A 21,132-nucleotide genomic window follows, 5' to 3' on the forward strand; every position below is an offset into this window, starting at 1 on the left:
TTGTGTTTCAGCAGGGTTCTGACTGCGAATATGTCCGGCTGGAATGAAACTGTAAAAAAATGTGATGAGTTTTTTTAGTCAATGTTTTTTTGTCAATGGTCTATGTTCTATGTCAATTGTTTTTGTCAATGGTCAAAGTTTTTTGTCAATGTTCCATGTCAATAGTCAAAGTTTTTTTTCGCCAACTGCCAATAGCTAATAGCCAATAGCTAATAGCTAATAACCAACAGCCATTTTAAAAACTAAACATTAAATCTGAAATGCATTACATCACCATCCTGCACCACATATTCTTTTCCTTCCACATTTAATTTTCCGGCTTCTTTACATGCAGCTTCACTACCGTATTTTATGTAGTCGGCAAAGTGAATTACTTCTGCACGGATAAATCCTTTTTCAAAATCTGTATGAATTACACCCGCTGCTTGTGGTGCTAACATGCCTTTATGAATTGTCCATGCACGCACTTCTTTTTCTCCCGCTGTAAAATAAGTTATCAAATCAAGCAGATGATATGCCGACCTAATTAATTGATTTAATCCACTTTCTTTTAAACCGATATCTTCCAAAAACATTTGCTTGTCTTCATAACTATCTAACTGCGCAATTTCTGCTTCAATATTTGCAGAGATAATTATCACTTCTGCTTGCTCATCTTTCACTGCTTCTTTCAATGTATCTACAAATGCATTACCCGAATGAATTTCTTTTTCATGCACATTGCACACATAAATTACAGGCTTTGTAGTTAGCAGAAATAAATCATCTAATATTTTTTTTCCATCTTCATCCAATTCTAAACTGCGACCACTTTTTCCTTGTTCAAGATGTGCTTTACAGGCGGTTAATACTTCAGTAATTTTCTTTGCTTCTTTATCGCCGATATTAGCAGCTCTTGCATATTTTGTTAAGCGACTTTCTACAGTTTCTAAATCCTTTAATTGTAATTCAAAATCAATAATTTCTTTATCACGCACTGGATCTACATTGCCATGCACATGCACAATATTATCATCTTCAAAACAGCGAATCACATGAATGATGGCATCTGTTTCTCTGATGTTTGCTAAGAATTTATTTCCCAAGCCCTCCCCTTTACTTGCACCTTTTACTAAGCCTGCAATATCTACAAACTCAATATTGGTAGGCAATAAATTTTGAGGTTGCACAATATCAGCCAATTGAATTAAACGATTATCCGGCACTGTAACCACTCCAATATTTGGTTCTATAGTACAGAATGGAAAATTAGCTGCTTGTGCCTTAGCACTGCTTAATGCATTAAACAAAGTTGATTTACCCACATTTGGCAAACCGACAATACCACATTTCAAACCCATAATTAAAAATTGATCGGCAAAGATAACATAAGTAAAAAGATGACTTCGCTTTTAGCTGAATGTTTTAAATCACGAACTATAATCGTATTAAAAATGTAACAAGTGGAATATTCCGGTTTATTCAATCATCGGCTTCGTAACTTTACAACCTACTATGGCATTTGGCATCAATAAAAGAAGAATTCAAAAAGCAATTCGCAGATTAAGTAGTCTGCCCGGCGGCATTAATTTTTTTAAATACACTTCCAATAAAATTCACGGTTCTTATTTAAAGGCAATTGGCAGTACTCGCATTCCACATCCATCATCAATCATGTTGGAGGTGACTAATCATTGTAATTTAAAATGTATTACCTGCCCCAGAGAATATCAATTTGGTGAAGAGATGGCAAAAGGTTTTATGGATCTCAATCAATTAAAAAAGATTATTGATCAGGCGTATCCGTATGTGGATTCAATTGGATTAACCGGATTGGGTGAAACATTATTATACAAACAATTACCAGATGCACTTGAATATATTCGTTCAAAAAATAAAGGAATAATCACTACAATTTCAATCAATGCACATTTACCAAACAGTATTGAATTAGTAAAATTAATTGCAGATAAATTGGATACTTTACAAATATCTATGGATGGTATCGGCGATATTTATGAGAATGTGAGATTGCGCAGCGATTACACATTATTTTATGATAATGTAAAAGCTATTGTTGAACATTGTAAGGACAAACGAGCAGATGTAATGTTCAACTTTGTTGCTATAAAAGAAAATTATCACACAATGGCAGAAGTAATTGAAGTGGCGGCAGAGTTAGGTGTGAGTGATGTAAATATTACACCTTTTAATGTGGCAGCAGTTACAGCACATTCAATTGATTATTATGATTTCTTTCATACAGAAGAATTTAAAAATGAATTGCGACGTGCAAAGAAAAAAGCAGATAGTTTAAAACAAGTACACCTCACTATCTGGGATATTAAATCCAAAAATGAATTTAAAAAATGTCATCTTCCATGGAGTCATTTTTATATTAGTTGGGATGGATATGCAACACCATGTTGCGCAAAACCATTTCCGAAAATTCTAAACTTCGGAAATGTATTCGACGATGGTTTAATGTATTGTTTAAATTCACCCGGCTATCTTGAATTTCGCAAAATGTGGCTTGAAAATAAAGTACCTGATTTTTGCAAAAAATGCCACATGGTAGATTTAAAACCGATTGATATAGATTTTGATGTGGAGGTAAATTGATATTATTTAGAAATCATTTTAATATTCCTTTTTTAATTCTTAATAATTGGTTTGACCCACTCCTTACTCTCCCTTAAAAGGGAGAGCGATACATTATCTTTCTTTTGATATTTGGATTCATCTTGATATTTTGGCTTTCTATTTTAGATAAATAAAAACTAATTATTTAAACCTGAAATACTATAGAATCACTGCATAAACGTCTTCCCGTGCCTTCGGTAGGTAAACTGTTTAAGGGAAGATAAGTGATGGGTCAAATCAAATAAAATCTTCGTGTAATAATATTCAGATTAGTAGTAATTTGATATTATTTCTTCAATATTTCCTGCCAGATAAATAATCCTGTAATCATTAAAAATCCGATAAGAAATAACCATTTGAATCGGTAGCGACTGCGCTTAAAAAGTGTTTCTAATTTTTGTTGAGATGCGAAAGGTAATCTCACAATATTCCACATCCATAAAGTACCTGCAAAAAAGAATACCATTAAAACAATATCCTTTACAAGATCAAGTGTATCAGCATGCATAATTTAAATACCGATTGAAGAAGGAATTAAAAATTGAATTGCAGGAAGCACTCCTAACGTATCGAGCATTACGATATATTCATGTATTACTTTTTCTTCAGGTGCAAGATTTACGGGTGTATTTTCCAGTATGCGCATCTCTTTTCCTGCCATTGCACGATAAGTATCTAACATAGCAGCTTTCACTGGAAATGATGGTGGAATTTTTTCCTGAAACGGATCTACCTGCACACCATTTTTCCAAAAGCGATAACACAAATGTGGCCCGGTTGCTAATCCTGTGCTGCCAACATAACCAATCACTTCACCTTGAGTAACACGATCACCTTTACTTAATCCACTTGCAAACTTGCTCATGTGTAAATACTGAGTAGTGTAGGTTGCATTGTGTTTAATCTTCACATAATTACCATTACCTGATGTATATCCTTTTTCAATTACAGTCCCATCCCCTACAGTATAAATCGGTGTTCCTGTCGGTGCAGCATAATCAGTTCCGAGATGTGCTTTAAATCTTTTTTGAACTGGATGAAAACGATTCTTGGAATATTTAGAACTGATACGTGTATATTTTAACGGTGCTTGTAAAAATGCTTTTTTCAAACTTTTTCCCGTCTCATCAAAATATCCTGTTACACCATCTTGAGTATATTGAAATGCATAAAAATCTGAGTTACGATGTTGCATATAAGCCGCATGTACAGAATCAATTCCTACATATTCTCCATCTACATAAATTTCAGAATAATAGAGTTTAAAAATATCTCCTCTGTTTACTTTATAGAAGTCAAGATTATATGCAAATATTTCAGCAAGTGCATTGGCCAATATAGGATCTGCTTCATGCGCAACTAATGTTTCATAAACAGACCCTTCAATTACACCACCGACACTGCGCATTTTTGTTTCAACAGGTTTTTTACCTGCATAACATTTTACATTATCATCTGTAAAATTGAAAACAGCATAATCAATTTTATTTTTTTCATAAATAAAATGTGTAGCACTTCCTTTATCATCTGTAATAATGCAATAGGTGTTGCCAGAAATAATTTTACCCGCATCAAGGATTTGATTGTAAGCAGCCATCTGATGGATTTTATCAGAAGAAATTCCATATGGTGCCAACATACCAGATATTACTTGTCCGGATTTCACTGTTTCAAAATGTACATCATCACTATCAGCAGGTATATTATAAATCATTTGCAAAGGCTCGGCAGAAACAGCATGAATTACAGAAGTGCGTGCATCTGATAAATCGCCATCATAAGTGCTTATCATGGCAATGCTACCAATGAATATCGAAAAAATAATTACAAAGGGAATATATTGTTTGATTTTATCTACCATCGTTTGGATTATGCTTGTAAAATTAATGTATAATGACCAAGTTCATATTTTAGTATTTGACACACAGTATTTGTTTCCACAATCATTAAATAGAGTTGTCTATAATTTTGTAATGAAGTAATATCTCTGTCAAAAAAAATTAATTATTTAAAAAGTAATTCTAACAAAACAAAGTAATTTTTGAAATAACTTAATTACAGATTGCAGACAATTGTTGATGCACATTCATCACCTGAGGTATAAGCATTGTGTTGCCATCATTAATAATTATATAATCGGATAAGGCTGCTTTCTCCGCTTCACTCCATTGATTTTTCATTCTTTGTTTCACTGCATTTTCTGAAATAGTATCACGACGCATCACTCTTTCAATGCGCAATATTTCAGGAGCGGTAACACAAATTATTTTATCTAAGGATTTATAGGAGCCGCTTTCAAAAAGCAACGCTGCTTCTTTTAAAATATAAGCGGAAGATGCATGTTGATGCATCCATAAATTGGAATCTTGCAATACAGCAGGATGAATAATAGCATTGTATTTTGCAAGCAAATCAGAATCAGAAAAAACAAGTGTTGCTACTAATTTGCGATTTAATATTCCTTCATCTGAATATACATTATTGCCAAGCAAGTTTTTTACAGCGGCGATTACATCATCATTTGACTGAAGAATTATTTTTGCCCTTTCATCCGCATAATAAACCGGTATTCCCAAAGTAGCAAACAAGTGGCACACTAAAGTTTTCCCACTGCCAATTCCTCCGGTAATTCCTACATGTAAAGCCATATTGTAAAATTGCATAAAAAAAAACCACGTATCGGATTAACCAATACGTGGTAAAATATTTCTGAAAAAATTATCAGGCTTGCACGCCCTTGCGATTAAGCATGTTCTTAGTATATTCCATTGAAATCACGGCTTTTTCAATACGTAATTTCACATTATTATCTACTTCTATCAAATAAGTTTCGTCATCTACTTTTAATACTTTGCCATGCACTCCACCTATGGTAACTATTTTGTCACCGGGTTTAATTTCATTCACAAAATTTTTCTGATCCTTTGCTTTTTTTGATTGCGGACGAATCATAAAAAAATAAAGTATCACAAAGAACAACAGGAAAAAAATAATAGTTGTGTAGCTTGACCCTGATGAAGATTCTCCTCCACTTGGCGCCATTAATAACATTGATTGTAATTGCATAATATTTATTGTTTATCTTTTGGAACCACCACAATACCTTTCACTTTAATTCTGTTTTCGTTAGGTATTGTATTGGCGGTAATGGTTACTGTTTTATTGAAAGCATCTTTGCGACCTTCGCTATTATACGACACTTTTATTACTCCGCTTTCACCGGGTTTAATCGGCTCTTTCGGATATTCCGGAACGGTGCATCCGCAGCTTGCTCTCGCTGAAGCAATGATAAGATCACTCTTGCCTGTATTTGAAAATTTAAATTCTGTTGTTGCAATTTCTCCCTGAATAATTTCACCAAAATCATGAATGTCTCTTTCAAAAAGCATCACAGGTGCTTTATCGGCATTAACAGTCCCTTCCGCAGAATTTGAATTCTGTATAAGGTCGGTATCTAGCAAGTCATCATCCTGAGCGTTCTTTTCATTTTTACAGGATGAAATTAAAAGTGTGCTTGCCACTATTGTAATAATTATAAATAATTGTTTGATATTCATAGCATGCAAATTTAAAATTTATTCAACTAAACCTCTTCCGGTTTTTATGATTTCACCCGAAGAGCGCAATTCGGTCATTATTTTATCCAACACACCATTAATAAATTCTTTGCTTTTGGGAGTGCTGTAAATCTTAGATATATCCAGATATTCATTAATAGTAACTTTCACCGGAATAGTGGAAAGATGTATAAATTCGGTTATCGCCATTTTCATCAAAATTCTGTCAATCATGGAAATTCTATCCAATTCCCAATTTTCCAATTTTGCTTCCACCATTTTATCAAAACGCTTATCCTCCAGCATTGTTTTTATCAAGAGTTGATTGGAGAACGTTTTTTCTTCATCACTGATTTTAAATTCAAATAGATCGGGCTTATCCGTTGAAGAATATGGAATAGCTTTTAATACTTCCACAATTAAATCAACCACAATAAATTCATCATCATTCCAGGTAGGAATAATATCTTCCATGTGTTGATCAAAATATTCATTCAGGAATAAAAATTTATGCAGACAATTTTGAATTACAGCAAATTGCTCCTGTTGGGTATGCTCTTCTTTAGATATATAATTTATATACCAGTCGGCTTGTTTTAATTGTCCGTAAATCACGTTTACAATTTCCTCATCCAATAAAGTCATGAGTTTTTCTTTCCTTAATTTTTGTTGGAAATAAGGATCCTTATTCAGAAATTCAATAATATAATTGCGAGTAAACACAGTAGAAAATTTTAAATCCTCTTCCGTAGGTAAATATTTATTGCGTTTGCGATTAGCCTCTGCTTCCACCCTCTCAGCAAGTTGTGTTAGAAAATATAAATTATACAGCAATGCCCTGAATGCATTATAAATACTTGCATCCAATTGCTTCACCGCAACAGTTGTGTTATTACTTCCTAACTGCATTGACATATACAACACCTGCATCGTTTTAATGCGCAACCCTCTTCTGCTCAGCATTTCAATGAAACTTTATTATTTTACTAAACAATGAATTATTATAAATTTCTACTTAAATCTGCAACAGCGGCAATACGTTCTTCAGCCAATTGTATAGCTGCTTGTTGAGTTGTAATTTTCTTTGCATCCGCTGCTTTAAAAATATCCAGTGTTCTGCCAAAAATTACTTCTGCTTTTTGATAAGCACGTTCTCTATTATAGCCTTCTAATTCCACATAACAATTTATTAATCCGCCGGCATTAATTAAAAAATCAGGCGCATATAAAATATTACGCTCAATCAATCTCTTGCCATGCTTTGCTTCATCTTTTAATTGATTGTTTGCGGCACCTGCAATGATGCTGCATTTAATTACATCAATAGTATCATCATTAATTGTAGCACCCAAAGCACATGGCGCATAAATATCCATATCCGTTTTATATACCTGATCAATTGGAATTACAGTTACTTTATGTTTATCTGTAATTGCTTTAATTCTATCGTCGTGAATATCAGAAATCATAATCTCTGCACCTTCTTTCACAAGATTTTCTACAAGATAAAACCCCACATGCCCAACACCTTGCACCAATACTTTTTTACCTTTCAGACTATCACTACCAGATTGATGTTTCGCCGCCGCTTTCATACCCAAATATGTTCCATAAGCAGTTACAGGAGAAGGATCGCCACCACCACCTAAATGTTCTGGTTTGCCGGCAACAAATTCAGTTTCCATTGCAATATATTCCATATCGCCGGTGCTGGTTCCTACATCTTCAGCAGTGATATATTTACCATTCATGCTGTTTACATATTTGCCATAGCTGCGAAATAAAGATTCTCTGTTATGCAGACTTTTTGAATCGCCAATAATCACCGCTTTACCACCACCTAAATTTAAACCACTGATTGCCGCTTTATATGTCATGCCACGAGAAAGTCGCAACACATCTACAATTGCATCTGCTTCAGAGGTATAATTCCAAAAACGTGTTCCGCCTAAAGCAGGACCGAGCACTGTATTATGAATTCCAATAATTGCCTTGAGGCCTGATGCGGGGTCTGAGCAAAAAACTAATTGCTCATGATTCATTTCTTGCATGGATGCAAATATTTCACCTTTTTCTAACTGCATATTAATTTCCGGATATAATGAACTTATGATTATTTCGGCGCAAAGATAAACCAATATTGCAGCCATAAAAATATCAACAAGTGCTTTGCTTATATTCATTTTAAATTTGCAGGGTGAAACACTTGCGCTCTCTCAATAAATATTTTATAAAATACAAATGGCATTTTTTATTAGGTGTGCTGTTCGTAACTCTTTCCAATATCTTCAGTGTATTATCTCCACAGGTAATTCGCAATGCAATTGACCTGGTAGTTGAAAATATTAAATTGTATGAATCCTTTGAAGGCTTTACACTTCAAGAAGCTATCGGTAAATTATTAAGTTCGGGATTAATAGTTTTTGCTGTTGTATATATTGCATTATCCTTACTCAAAGGATTATTTATGTTTTTGATGCGCCAAACACTTATTATAATGAGCAGGCATATTGAATACGATCAAAAGAATGCATTGTATGCACATTATCAGAAACTCACTCCTGCATTTTATAAAATAAATAACACGGGAGATTTAATGAGTAGAGTTGCAGAAGATGTAGGTAGAGTGCGCCAATATGCCGGACCTGCCATTATGTATTTTTTGAATTTGTTAGTATTATTTACTCTAGTTATCTGGGCAATGATTGATGTGAGTCCGATATTAACAATGTATGTGCTGATTCCATTGCCAATATTATCCATTTCAATTTATTATGTAAATAATATGATTGAAAAAAGAAGTGAATTGATACAAGCGCAATTATCGCATCTCACAAGTATTGCGCAGGAAACATTTTCAGGAATCCGGGTTATAAAAGCCTACGCACAAGAAAGTAATCAGGTAAATTATTTTGAAGAGCACAGTGAAATTTATAAAACTAGATCACTTGATCTTGCCCGCATTGATGCCATGTTTCAACCATTAATGGTTTTGCTGATTGGCCTGAGCACACTCATTACAATTTTTATTGGCGGTTGGCAAGTGATGCAGGGAACAATTACAACAGGCAATGTAGCTGAGTTTGTAATTTATGTAAATATGCTCACCTGGCCTGTTACTTCACTCGGTTGGGTAGTTTCTATTATTCAACGAGCTGCAGTTTCTCAAAGACGCATTAATGAATTTATGCATACCGAACCGGCAATACAAGAAGGTACAACAACAGATTATAAAGTGCAGGGGAAAGTGGAATTTAGAAATGTGTCATTCACCTATCCGGATACGGGTATAGAAGCATTGAAAGAAATTTCTTTTACAATAGAAGCCGGACAAAAAGTGGCAATCATTGGCAGAACGGGTGCAGGAAAAACTACCATTGCCGATTTAATATTGCGACTTTATAAACCTACCTCCGGACAAATTCTTATTGATGATATTCCAACTGAAGATTATGGCTTATCTAATTTGCGAGAAAACATTAGCTATGTGCCGCAAGATGTATTTCTATTTGGCGATTCTATTCGCAATAATATCACCTTTGGTTTGGAAGATATTCCCTTGGAAACCATTCGTCAATTTGCAAAATTTGCTTCTATTGATAATGAAATTTCTGAGTTTCCAAAAGGTTATGAAACCCTTATTGGTGAAAGAGGTGTAACATTATCCGGAGGACAAAAGCAACGCATTTCAATTGCAAGATCATTCATAATAAATGCACCTGTTATTATTTTAGATGATTGTCTTTCCGCTGTAGATGCCAATACAGAAAAAACAATTTTGGAAAATATGCATCAATTCATAAAATCTAAAACTGCAATTATTATAACGCATCGTGTTTCATCATTAATGGATTATGACAAGATAATTGTATTAGATGATCATCGCATAAAAGAAGCGGGAACACATGCTGAATTGGTGAAAAGAAAAGGTATTTATTACGACATATTGGAAAGCCAAAAATCAGAAGATAAGGAATAAATATTTTGTAATTTTTAAAATATTATTATATTTCGGAAGAATTTATCATAAACCCAATAAAAAAAATCACTGTGGATCAAGAAAACAGAAACCAAAATGATAGTGTATTTTCAAGAAAAATACGGGCTGGAAGAAGAAGAACTTATTTTTTTGATGTGAAGACTACAAAGGCCAATGATTATTATTTAACCATTACTGAAAGCAAGAAAAGGATGGATAATAATGGTTACGAAAGGCATAAAGTATTTATTTATAAAGAAGACTTCAATAAATTTTTGGCAGAGATGACGGAGTCCGTTAATTATATTAAATCGCAAATGCCTGATTTTGATTTCGACTCATTCAGTCATGTATATGATCAGGATGATAACCATTCGGATTATCATGAAAAAGAAAATCATTCAACAGAAAATACTACTACTGATGAAATGAAAGAAATCCCTGAACCGGAATCGAAACAAGAGGATACTATTAAGGATAATACTCCACCGGAGAACACGGAAATTGATAATCATGAAGATTTGAAATGGTGATAGCAAGTTTTTTCCGCTCTGCTTTATATTTCTCCTAAAATTTCAATATCAGTATCTGTTCCGAAAACAACACAGTAATTTGGTTTCACCATGTAATGTAGATTGTATTGAGCAACCATACCATGTTTCAATAGCAAGCCTTTCATAAATCCGGAATTGGAAATTTTAAAAGGTTTAATAAACATATCTTCTTTAAAATCCAGTTTACGTTTTCCATAGATTTTATACACCACTTCTTTGGCGCTCCAGTATAACATCAACTCCAATTTTAAATCACTATGGATTAACTGATTATTTTCTTCTTGAGATAAAAATTTATTCCGCAGAATACTAATATCTCTTGATGGGTCTTCAATATCAATTCCCACTTCAAAATCTTTGGATACTATAACCGCCGCATAATTATCAGTATGTGATAAACTTATTTTCACATCATAATTACCTAGATATGGCTTACCCTGCGTATCAAATAATAATTCAACAAAGGCATCTGTGCCCAATACTAACTTCAACAAATGTCTGCTTGCCAACCATGCTAATCTCCGTTTAGGGCTGCGGATAGATTCAAAATATTTTTTTTCCCAATCACCAAATTGCAACTTGGGAATAAAGTAGTCCTCCTGCTCGATAATATGCCACACTGCATAAGTAAACCCTTTGAATGATTCATTCCTGTAAATTTCAGGCATAGTGTAAATTATTATTCAAAAATGGCATTTCGCTAAATTTTAATTTGAATCTCTAATGGAATCAGTTTAAATTCACATCACCAATTGTTACAAAACCTAAAGTTATGATAAGATTATTCCGTTTCGTTCGCCCACAAGAAGATTTTGTGGTTATAAAAGTACCTTCAGAAATAAAAGGGAAATTAGTAGAAATCATAATTACAGAAAAGGCTCCAGACAATGATACTGTTATAAACGCAGAGGACACTCTAATGATGGAGACTAAAGAAGATGAATTAAAAGTAATGGACAAAATCCGCAACCAGATTAATTTCTGGGATATGTAATTACTTAAACATTTCGTCGTAAACAACCTGCATTTTCATTGCTCTGTTTTCAAAATAAGTATTCCAGTCAGTTAAAGTCCAGTCAGGCATAATATCGCTGTTCAAATAAAGAATCATCGTATTATCCGCTTGCATAACTTTATAGTTAACTACATTTTCAGAAAACATATCAAAAAACCTTTCCGCATCAGAAGCAGTTTTAAAAGGCAGTTCTGAAATATCTACAATATAAGAATCACTCAACTGCATATCCGCAGGTAAATGAATAACAAAATCTTTTCCGATGTTTGCTTTTACCGGCTCAGATACAGTTGCTTTTGATATACTTACCATACTGATTGTGAAAATTACTATTGCTAAAATCTTTTTCATACGTTTTTAAATTATACCGCTAAAATAATATAATAATTCTACAACTATAGAGCGTATACTTCCACATCACTCAGCAATAATTTACTGATTGCAAATTCACCTTCACCTCTCGCAAGAATTTTATTATCCTGTGAACGCAGAACTGAAGTTGCTTTAATATTTCCTTGTGCATTCATTTTCGCCACTCCTTCTGCTGTAATTAAACCACCTGTTACCGGACGAATAAATTTTACCTGAAAGGTTTTAGTTAATATAAATTGAACGTCGTTTAAACTGGCGGCTGCAAAATATGCTGCATCATCCAACATTTTAAAATAGGCTGCACCATGTAAACTTTTTCCTGCATGAAAAAAATGGCTGTCCACATTCCAGGTAATCATACATTTATTTGGCGCTATTTCAATACTGCTGTTTTTGAACAATTGAGTTACGGGTGCTTTCAGAAACATTTGTTCTAACCTTCTGTAATGAATGTCTTCGATTGCAATCAATTTTTAATAAATGTTTTTGTTATAATTTCCTTTGAATTGCGCACCTGTAGAATATATAACCCGGATGATAAATCTTGAATATTCACAAGTGTATTTTCACCAATCATGGTATTTGAATACACTAATTGCCCTTCCATATTATACACTAAAATTTCACTCGTTGTATTTAATGGATAATATATTTGAACAACATCTCCGGCAGGATTTGGATATATTTTAAGTGGATGTAATTCTATGTTTGCAGAAACAGAAACATCAGGATCGTGTTCAAAAATTTGAATGCCTCCACGCACATTTCCCACTATAAATTCTAATGCCTCATCACCAAAAATATTATATCCAAATATTGACGAACGGAATCCCGGAACATATCCAAGAAAGAGTGTATCCCGTTGATGAAATTCGCCGGCAAGACTTTCTTCTATCTCATCATACAAGTGAATAAATCCATAAAAAGAACCCACTGCCAATTGCATTAAACCTTCACTATTTCTAAACATAAAAGGCGCACTATATCCTTCGAAACTGCCGGGCTTTCTCACATCTACCCCACCCCAATTTTCACTTATTAATGTAAATGCCGGTGCAGAAGTTGTCCCCGTATTTTGATAATAACTTAAAATACCTGATGACTTTCCTGAAATTAAATCCAATAATCCATCACCATTCACATCAAACAAACAGGGAACAGAATAACCTCCTACATCAATTGATTGATAATTAAATACAGGTGAATTAAAAGTGGCAGTATTGCCAGCACCCGCAGAATTTTCCAATAAAATAAAAGTGCCATCGTACAATCCCAATAATAAATCTATATCGCCATCGCCATCTATATCAGCGGGAAAGGGAGCTAAATCACTTAACAAATATTCATCCATTGCTGCATAATCATTCGAATAAAATTCATATTTCGGAAGAGCTGCCGTTCCAATATTTTTATACAACCACAAGCCATACTTTTTAATATTATCCGGACCGAAAGTATTCGAGACTCCAATTAAAATATCCTGCAAGCCATCCGCATTAAAATCAAAAAAACAGGTCGTGAATTTGCACCGGCATCCACCACATGTTCGCTTAATAATGTATTGGTTTGATATTCAAATTTAAAGGTATCTGCAGTGCTGATATTTTTATAATACCAGATATTTTCTGTATTCCAACTATTATTAAAATCATTGGGAGCTATCAGTAAATCTTTTTTTGAATCGTTATTAAAATCAATTAAATAAGAAGCGGGAAATGTATGCAGCTTTACCGGAAAATCATAAGCAGGAAATAGTGTATCCTTCCAGATTATAGTTGCAAAATCTGCACCGCCACCATTTTCATAATACACAATATTATCGCAGGAGACATCACCTAAAATCAAATCTTTATCCCCATCATTATCCTGATCATAAACAAGTATCGTAGAGCCAACATGTATTCTTGAATTTTCAATTTCTTCCTCAAAACCACCAATACAACTCACTCCTAATTCAGCACCGGAACAAACAGCTCCTTCATTAATCTGCCCCCAACAATAATCCTCAATAATATAAATCAGACTATCGCAACCATAACCCATTTCAGCACTTTTATTTTTATAATACCGGAGGAATGTTCCCGATACTGCGAATGCAAGTACATCCATATCGCCATCATTATCTATATCATCAAATGCCATAATATCCGTACGTGCAGTATAAATAGGAATTACTATAGTTGAAGTATAAGTAAGTTTTTGTTTATAGAGATTAAAAACTATTCTGCCATCTTCAATTTCCCCTTTATATAAAATAGTACCACCGTTTTTATAGGCTAAGAAATCAGGTACATCATCGCAATTAAAATCATGTAACACTGCCCAATCTTCTACTGCAGGAAAATTTTTTTCGTACTCAGGAGCATATTTAAATTCAGGTTCTGCAAGGCTTCCGGTATTAATAAAAACAAGATGCTTATACGAACTGCCATCATATACATATAAATCATTTTTACCATCCTGATTCATATCTATTTCAGAAAATTGAGGAGTATTTAATCCACCACAAAAAGGCAATTGCATTGTACCTTCTTCATTGTTAAAAACAATATCATCCTTTAAAATATATTGTCCGAATATATTACATGAAAACAATACAAATAAAATTAAAACACTACGCATTATAACTTGAATATTTTATGCACTTGTCTGTTGCCGTTATTTAATTGTATGTAAAGAAGATAAATTCCTGAAGTAACATTTTCGAGATTTAATTCTACTCTTGAACTATTCATATTTTGTTTCTGAATTATTGTACCCGAAACAGAAATCAAAGTAATCGCTGTTATATTATTTGTAGCTGCAATAAATAAAATATTTTTTGTTGGATTCGGATAAATAAGTATTTGTTCTGACGATAAATTTTCAATAGCGTCCACCGTAGATTCCTCACTATATAAAGATAAACCTCCTCTGTAATTCCCTGTAAGTAGTTCAGGAATATTATCATTATTTATATCCTGAAAAACTGCATCCGTATATTCACCATCATCAATGTTTGAAAAACTATTTGTGAGAAGAGTAAATGATCCACTCCAATCTTCTGTAGGTTGATAATAGAATATTGTTCCTGATTCGCTACCCACCATTAACTTCCAAACATCATCACTGTCTTTATACAAATAGGGTGTGCTGTGGCCGGTAAGCAACCCCGGATTGCGCACATCCACATCACCCCAAAATTCACTTACTAAATTATAATCCGGCGCTTCTATAGTGCCGATGTTTTCATAATAATTTAAATTGCCATTTTGCTCGCCGATAATTAAATCCGGTAAGCCGTCATTTGAAATATCAATAACACAAGGTGAGGATGCAATACCCACATCAATACCTTTGTAAAATGCGGATTGTAAAATAAAATTAGCACTACTTCCAGAGGCTGCTGTATTTCTAAAATAATGTAATGATCCTGTTTGCTCACCAATAATCATATCTGTACTTCCATCATTATCCATGTCGTAAAAAGCAGGATTGATATTAATAAAATTATAGGAAGCTAAGCCTGCATAATCTCTGGTAATTAATTTAAATTCCGGTGTATCTATTGTTCCTGTATTTTCATATAATGCAAGTGAAGAAGAAAAATCACCAGACTGAAAATAACCGTAATTACCAATAATAATATCAAGCAATCCATCTTGATTATAATCAAAGAAAGCAGGGTGTGCACCTTCACCTACATCAATCATATCACTCACTAAAAAAGAATCCATTTGATAGGTAAATAAATAAGAATCATCTGCTGAATTATTTTTATAATACCAGACATTTTTAAAGTTTTCTGAAAATCCTTTTTTATTTGGTGCTACAATTAAATCCCTCTTGTTATCATTATTTATATCTAATAAAAATGGCGCTGGAAATGTAGGCAGATTCACCGGTAAATTATAAGTTGGAAATGCGGTATCTTGTTCCATAATATATGCAGAAATTAAATCTCCACCATTTGTTAATGCATTTAAATTATTAAAAGAAAGATCTCCTAATATGATATCAATATCATTATCTAAATCTGCATCATACGCTAAGAAAGTAGAGCCTGCATGTAAACCGGAACGTTCAGCTTCAAATCCTGAACAAAGTGTATCCAATGTTACTGCTTTATTAATTCCACTTTCATAAAAATTACCCCAGCAAGAAGTAACTAATTCCAAACTAAAAGTACCGCAAGGTTCTCCTTTTTCAATTTGCATATTCTCAAAATAATCTACAAATCCACCTGCAGGTCTGAAGTTTAAAATATCCGGATCGCCATCCATATTCACATCTACAATTGCGGGAATATCAATTACGCCAACAAATATTTCAAAATTGAATCCGGCAGATGTATATTCCAATTTATCTATTTGTTCCGCATAATAAAAAGTGGAAGCTGATAGCTGCGAATAAAATATTTTAATACCATTATCATAGGATGTAAATAAATCTTCAACACCATCGCAATTCACATCTAATAACACCACAAAATTTTGCATTGCCGGAAATAATCCTTCAAAGACAGGTGCATACTCGTAATCAATTTGACCCGGAGTTCCATTATTAATAAAAGTAAGTACTTTACCCCCGGTGCGATCAAATACAAATAAATCTTTGATACCATCTATATTTAAATCAATCTCCCAAAATTGCGGATTGTTTAATCCACCTGCAAAAGGAAATAAAGAATACTCTGCATTATTTTTTACCTGAGTAAATGGATCGTGCACATAGTTTTGAGAATATGCAAAACAAGAAACACTGCAAGCGATAAATAAAAAGAATTTGTGTAGCATCGTTGTAAATTTACTAAACCCAACAAGCGTTATTAGGAAAAGAAAATGTTTATGGCTTAAATATGATATCCGTTAAAATGGATATCCAATTGCAAAGTTGAAAACGGGTTTTTTCTCCGGAAGAATTACACCCTCTTTAGCAAACGCCTGTCCTTGCGGACCATCAATACCGGGATCATACAATGGATAAGCCCAATCAAACCGAAAAATAAAATAATTAAGATCAACTCTTAAACCGGCGCCAGGTCCTACAGCCATTTGATTTAAAAATGTGCTGAAATTAAATTTTGAACCCGGGCGGAATTCATCTTCATTAATTGTCCAGATATTTCCTACATCACAAAATAATGCACCCTGCAAAACAGCAATAATTTTAAATCGGTATTCCAAACTCATCACAATTTTAATATCCGCAGTTTGATCTTCTAATTTCGGAGTGGCAACATTATCCACTATATCATAAGGGAAATATGCCCCTGGTCCCATTTTTCGAATTGGGAATGCACGAATATCATAAGGGCCGCCCACATAAAATTGTTTTACATAGGGATTTACCACGGAGTTCCAATATGGAACAGCAATACCAAAATCAGCACGAGCTGCTAATTTATTATTTTCATTAATTCTGTAAAGCGGACGATAATCCAAAGCTAATTTTACATAATTAGAAAATGGTAAGCCAGCAATTTTATATGGTGGAATAGGTGTACTATTAGGTCCAAAGAAAGTGGTTTCCTGATCGAACATTGCATTACCTAAAAAGAATAGTGTACCTGCCAATTCAAATGTTCCTCTGAAATATTCTGTTAATTTTTGATTGCCAATTTGAAACTCATTATAGATGTAAGTAATATTCGGTGCCATGATTAATTGCTCCTCATAACTTTGTTTCAAAAGAAAATTCGCATCTAAAATGGAATCAAATTCAGGTGTTCGATAAGGCACTCGAACAAAGTTGATATCCACAGGAAAAATGAGTAACTGTTTTTCTTTTGTGCCCTCAAAACGTTCGCTGCCATAACGGAAAGAGGTATTTAATCCGGTATATAAATCACGGCGATCCAGATATCCAAATTTTAAGGAAGTGATTGTTTTGGGATAATATGCTTTGGGTGTATAAATATTAAACGGCCAGAAAAAACGAGGTAATACTAAACTGATATCTGCATTGAACTCCGTAGTATTCAATGATATTATACCATTTGTAAATTCAGTTTCTATACCTGAATAGATATTAAACCTTAACAGATCAATTCTTTTAAAAGTATTTTTCTGCGTAAGCGTTAACCCTAGATATGTTCCCAATAAATAATCTGAAGTAGTGCTTGTATTTAATTCAACAAATACTTCACGACGTTTTAATGGATCTAATTTCAAAATCATATCCAGATATCGGAAGTTACTATCCTGCCCCACTTCTAACGGAGTAATTGTAGCAAACTTAAATACACCGAGATTCGCAAATGATCCAATGGTTTGTCTGACTGCAGTAACGGAATAATAATCCGTTTCATAAATAAAAATATTATTTACAATGCTCTTATTGGTGTAATATTTCTTTGAACCAATGATAGAATATTCTGTACGCACTTCTTTTTTCCGTGATCTGTCTTCATAAAGAATTGTATCTACAGCAACATCAGTGTTAAAGTCATTTTGTGCGTTGGGATAAATAAATACATCTCGGATTTTATATCGCCAATGCCTTGTTTCACCCGGCGGATTTGCGATATTGATATAGATATCAAATGAATCAACTCCCGAAGAAGTATCTACCTGAAAGGTTACATAGTCGGGTATGAATTGATAATACCCATTGGAAGTTACATAATCACTAATTCGTGTGCGTTCAAATTTTAAAAAATCCACATCAAAACGATTGCCCGTTGCCAATTGACTTTCTACAGGTATAGAGCTTACAATTCTGTTTAATTCACTTTCAGGAATTACATAAGTAATCTTGCGCATTCTATTTAATGTATTCAGCGTTACAAAATAATTTACAACACCTCTGCGATTTTTTGTTTTATATTCAATTGTATAAGTTATTTCACTATCAAAATATCCTCTGTTAAATAAATAATTTTCGAATCTTAAAACTGTTTCTTCAATTAAAGTACTATCAATTAAATTTGGAGGTTCACCTAATTTAGTAGTCAATGTTTTTCGCAGTTGGCTACTGTCGCTAAATATTCCTATATCAGCAGCGATCTCATCTAAATGGAAGAATAAAAATTTTCTGTCATCTACATAACTCAGCACAGAGTCAAAACCTGCTGTTCCAATATTATAAAACCATAATTTGGAAGAATACATGCCTAATGTTTTTTTATTCGGCTTCAGCTTACTTAAATTTTCAAGATCAGAAGAAAGTGTTGTTAATGGCGGATCAAGATTTTCTGGATCATTAAATTCAGCAACAGATTCTTTATATAGATATTGACCATCTTTTAGATAGATCGTATTGTTGCAACTGAAACTCATCACTACAATTCCTATCAATATAATTTGAAGGATGTAATTTTGTATGCTATGTTGAGTGATGCGCAATTAAAAAAAATTCAAAGTCTGAAACTTAAAAAATATCGTCAAAAGTATAGCGAATTTTTAATTGAAGGGCATAAGTTAGTGTTAGAAGCTTTACACCTAAAAACAGGTTTACAACATGTAGTTGCAACAAGGGATTGGATAACAAACCATAGCTCTCTTTTTTCTGCGGATATTTCATTGATAGAAGCACTTCCGCACCAAATTAAAAAAATATCTTCATTGAGTACAGCACCGGAAGTGATTGCGGTAATAAAAATCCCGCAACTGCTGGTGGAAATTGAAAAGAATACAGGTTGGATATTAGCACTTGATAATATTAACGACCCTGGAAATCTCGGAACTATAATTCGCACTGCAGAATGGTTTGGCATAACTACAATTCTATGTTCAGAAGAATGTGCGGATTGTTATAATGGAAAAACAGTGCAGGCAAGTATGGGCTCTGTTTTAAGAATGCAAATTATTTATACTCCGCTGAAAGAAAAATTATTGGAATTACAGCTACCAGTTTATGCAGCATGTTTAAATGGCGAATCTTCAACAAAAATTTCTTTCCCACAAGCAGGTATTTTAATTATAGGAAGTGAATCACATGGCATTTCAGAAGCGTTACTTCAAATCAGCAATTACATAATTACAATACCCGGCACAGGAAACAGTGAATCATTAAATGCTGCTGTTGCTTGTGGTATTTTGTTAGCAGAAATAAATCGTTGAATTAATTGTCAGGCTTAATATACATATTCGGATCCTCCCCTTTATATTTAGGTTTATTCAAAGGTGGCTTGTCTAATATATGATCGAATACCTTTTCCTGGAACACCCACATGTTGGTTTTCTTATCCAGTTTATATCCCTGATAAGTACCATCCGGAATGTAAGTCATGTAGATACCTTCTGACATTGGATTTTCCGGGCGCAAATAATCATAAATAATCATCTCATATTCTTCATCATAATTGAATGTAGGTGATGCATCATCTTTATATTCAATAAATACACGTTGCTTTATTTCAGTGTCAGAAACTGCAAAAACAGGTAATCCAAATTGTGGTATACCTGCATCATTAAACCACATTATATCCGTAATTTTTCTTGTAGTAAAATCATCTACACCATCCCATCCAAATAATAAATAATAATGCTGCTCCTTAGTTTTTATTTCTTTGATATTATAGTAATATGCTCCGTACCAATTATCACAATTTAAAGAAGTGGTTTGCGGATTTTCAATAAACAAACTCATATCAATCATCGGAAATAGTGTAAGCCTGGCATTACGCATTTGAATTGCTCCATAATACCGATATGTATTGTCCTTCAGTTTTAATGGAAAAGTAAATATTCTGAATTCTTGATTCTCCGGATACAATGTCGTTATCATCATTTGTGAATCCAGTGGATAATAAAAGGAGTTATCGGGTTTAAGAGTTTTCACCAGAGTGCGCACCATTTGCACAGCAGCATGTTCTCTAATGCTCCAATCTTTACTATATGCTAAGGAATCTCCCAACATGCGCAATGTATCTTGATACAAACGCATTTGCACAAGATCTGCAGGAGTAATTTTTGAAATCTGCGCATTCGAAACCAGAAGGCTCATTGAAAATAATATGGAAGCAATAATTTTTTTCATGCTGAAGGCAAATTCAAATCTCAGGCATTAAAATGATTGTTGCTGGTAATTATTGTGTGGAAACAGAACCCT

Annotated in this window: 21 protein-coding genes; 5 read left to right on the forward strand and 16 right to left on the reverse strand. The window is 33.5% G+C overall.

Annotation, left to right across the window (positions count from 1 at the left end):
* Positions 1–242: 242 nt before the first annotated feature.
* Positions 243–1,340 carry a redox-regulated ATPase YchF gene (gene ychF, locus IPN31_12540; protein ID MBK8682700.1) on the reverse strand — a complete coding sequence of 366 codons (1,098 nt, stop codon included), beginning with the start codon at positions 1,338–1,340 and terminating at the stop codon, positions 243–245.
* Between the two features lie 166 nt (positions 1,341–1,506).
* Here ychF and IPN31_12545 point away from each other — a divergent pair, with 166 nt between their 5' ends.
* Entirely contained in the window at positions 1,507–2,601 is a 1,095-nt protein-coding gene (locus tag IPN31_12545; protein ID MBK8682701.1) for an SPASM domain-containing protein, read from the forward strand.
* A gap of 307 nt (positions 2,602–2,908) precedes the next feature.
* Here the strand turns inward: IPN31_12545 and IPN31_12550 are convergent, their stop codons facing one another.
* The 7 genes from IPN31_12550 to IPN31_12580 form a co-directional block, all read right to left on the reverse strand.
* A complete protein-coding gene (locus IPN31_12550; GenBank protein MBK8682702.1) occupies positions 2,909–3,130 on the reverse strand; it encodes a hypothetical protein in 222 nt (73 codons plus the stop codon).
* Between the two features lie 3 nt (positions 3,131–3,133).
* The gene (locus tag IPN31_12555) at positions 3,134–4,483 is read right to left on the reverse strand and encodes a peptidoglycan DD-metalloendopeptidase family protein (protein MBK8682703.1); all 1,350 of its coding nucleotides are present in this window, start codon (positions 4,481–4,483) and stop codon (positions 3,134–3,136) included.
* 190 nt (positions 4,484–4,673) lie between these two features.
* A complete protein-coding gene (locus IPN31_12560) occupies positions 4,674–5,270 on the reverse strand; it encodes a dephospho-CoA kinase (GenBank protein ID MBK8682704.1) in 597 nt (198 codons plus the stop codon).
* A 73-nt stretch (positions 5,271–5,343) separates the two neighbouring features.
* A complete protein-coding gene (yajC, locus tag IPN31_12565) occupies positions 5,344–5,664 on the reverse strand; it encodes a preprotein translocase subunit YajC (protein MBK8682705.1) in 321 nt (106 codons plus the stop codon).
* 29 nt (positions 5,665–5,693) lie between these two features.
* On the reverse strand, positions 5,694–6,179 hold the full coding sequence (locus tag IPN31_12570; protein MBK8682706.1) for a DUF1573 domain-containing protein: 486 nt from the start codon (positions 6,177–6,179) through the stop codon (positions 5,694–5,696).
* Between the two features lie 18 nt (positions 6,180–6,197).
* Positions 6,198–7,142, reverse strand: a complete 945-nt coding sequence (gene nusB, locus IPN31_12575; GenBank protein ID MBK8682707.1) for a transcription antitermination factor NusB — start codon at positions 7,140–7,142, stop codon at positions 6,198–6,200.
* A gap of 38 nt (positions 7,143–7,180) precedes the next feature.
* Positions 7,181–8,263: a Glu/Leu/Phe/Val dehydrogenase gene (locus IPN31_12580; protein ID MBK8682708.1), complete on the reverse strand. Its 1,083-nt coding sequence runs from the start codon at positions 8,261–8,263 to the stop codon at positions 7,181–7,183.
* Positions 8,264–8,376: 113 nt separating this feature from the next.
* Between IPN31_12580 and IPN31_12585 the strand changes: the two genes are divergently transcribed.
* Complete coding sequence (locus IPN31_12585) at positions 8,377–10,158, forward strand: ABC transporter ATP-binding protein (GenBank protein ID MBK8682709.1); 1,782 nt, start codon at positions 8,377–8,379, stop codon at positions 10,156–10,158.
* A gap of 65 nt (positions 10,159–10,223) precedes the next feature.
* Positions 10,224–10,691, forward strand: coding sequence for a DUF3276 family protein (locus tag IPN31_12590; protein ID MBK8682710.1), 468 nt, complete (start codon positions 10,224–10,226; stop codon positions 10,689–10,691).
* A 23-nt stretch (positions 10,692–10,714) separates the two neighbouring features.
* Here the strand turns inward: IPN31_12590 and IPN31_12595 are convergent, their stop codons facing one another.
* Positions 10,715–11,380 carry a 4'-phosphopantetheinyl transferase superfamily protein gene (locus tag IPN31_12595; GenBank protein ID MBK8682711.1) on the reverse strand — a complete coding sequence of 222 codons (666 nt, stop codon included), beginning with the start codon at positions 11,378–11,380 and terminating at the stop codon, positions 10,715–10,717.
* A 104-nt stretch (positions 11,381–11,484) separates the two neighbouring features.
* Between IPN31_12595 and IPN31_12600 the strand changes: the two genes are divergently transcribed.
* A complete protein-coding gene (locus IPN31_12600; GenBank protein MBK8682712.1) occupies positions 11,485–11,706 on the forward strand; it encodes a hypothetical protein in 222 nt (73 codons plus the stop codon).
* Here the strand turns inward: IPN31_12600 and IPN31_12605 are convergent, their stop codons facing one another.
* The 6 genes from IPN31_12605 to IPN31_12630 all read right to left on the reverse strand — a co-directional run bounded on the left by IPN31_12605 (position 11,707) and on the right by IPN31_12630 (position 19,376).
* The gene (locus tag IPN31_12605; protein ID MBK8682713.1) at positions 11,707–12,078 is read right to left on the reverse strand and encodes a hypothetical protein; all 372 of its coding nucleotides are present in this window, start codon (positions 12,076–12,078) and stop codon (positions 11,707–11,709) included.
* A 44-nt stretch (positions 12,079–12,122) separates the two neighbouring features.
* Positions 12,123–12,569: a PaaI family thioesterase gene (locus IPN31_12610; protein MBK8682714.1), complete on the reverse strand. Its 447-nt coding sequence runs from the start codon at positions 12,567–12,569 to the stop codon at positions 12,123–12,125.
* Positions 12,566–13,585 (reverse strand): T9SS type A sorting domain-containing protein, encoded by a 1,020-nt coding sequence (locus IPN31_12615; protein MBK8682715.1) that lies wholly within the window; start codon positions 13,583–13,585, stop codon positions 12,566–12,568. Before IPN31_12615 ends, IPN31_12610 begins: the two co-directional genes overlap by 4 nt.
* A complete protein-coding gene (locus IPN31_12620) occupies positions 13,570–14,721 on the reverse strand; it encodes a hypothetical protein (GenBank protein ID MBK8682716.1) in 1,152 nt (383 codons plus the stop codon). The genes IPN31_12615 and IPN31_12620 overlap by 16 nt, the downstream gene beginning before the upstream one ends.
* Complete coding sequence (locus IPN31_12625) at positions 14,721–16,874, reverse strand: T9SS type A sorting domain-containing protein (GenBank protein ID MBK8682717.1); 2,154 nt, start codon at positions 16,872–16,874, stop codon at positions 14,721–14,723. Before IPN31_12625 ends, IPN31_12620 begins: the two co-directional genes overlap by 1 nt.
* Positions 16,875–16,946: 72 nt before the next feature.
* Positions 16,947–19,376 (reverse strand): BamA/TamA family outer membrane protein, encoded by a 2,430-nt coding sequence (locus tag IPN31_12630; GenBank protein ID MBK8682718.1) that lies wholly within the window; start codon positions 19,374–19,376, stop codon positions 16,947–16,949.
* 6 nt (positions 19,377–19,382) lie between these two features.
* Between IPN31_12630 and IPN31_12635 the strand changes: the two genes are divergently transcribed.
* Positions 19,383–20,141, forward strand: coding sequence for an RNA methyltransferase (locus tag IPN31_12635; GenBank protein MBK8682719.1), 759 nt, complete (start codon positions 19,383–19,385; stop codon positions 20,139–20,141).
* 1 nt (position 20,142) lies between these two features.
* Here the strand turns inward: IPN31_12635 and IPN31_12640 are convergent, their stop codons facing one another.
* The gene (locus IPN31_12640; protein ID MBK8682720.1) at positions 20,143–21,060 is read right to left on the reverse strand and encodes a hypothetical protein; all 918 of its coding nucleotides are present in this window, start codon (positions 21,058–21,060) and stop codon (positions 20,143–20,145) included.
* Between the last annotated feature and the right edge of the window lie 72 nt (positions 21,061–21,132).

Source organism: Bacteroidota bacterium (assembly GCA_016715425.1).
Classification (GTDB): Bacteria; Bacteroidota; Bacteroidia; order Chitinophagales; family BACL12; genus JADKAC01.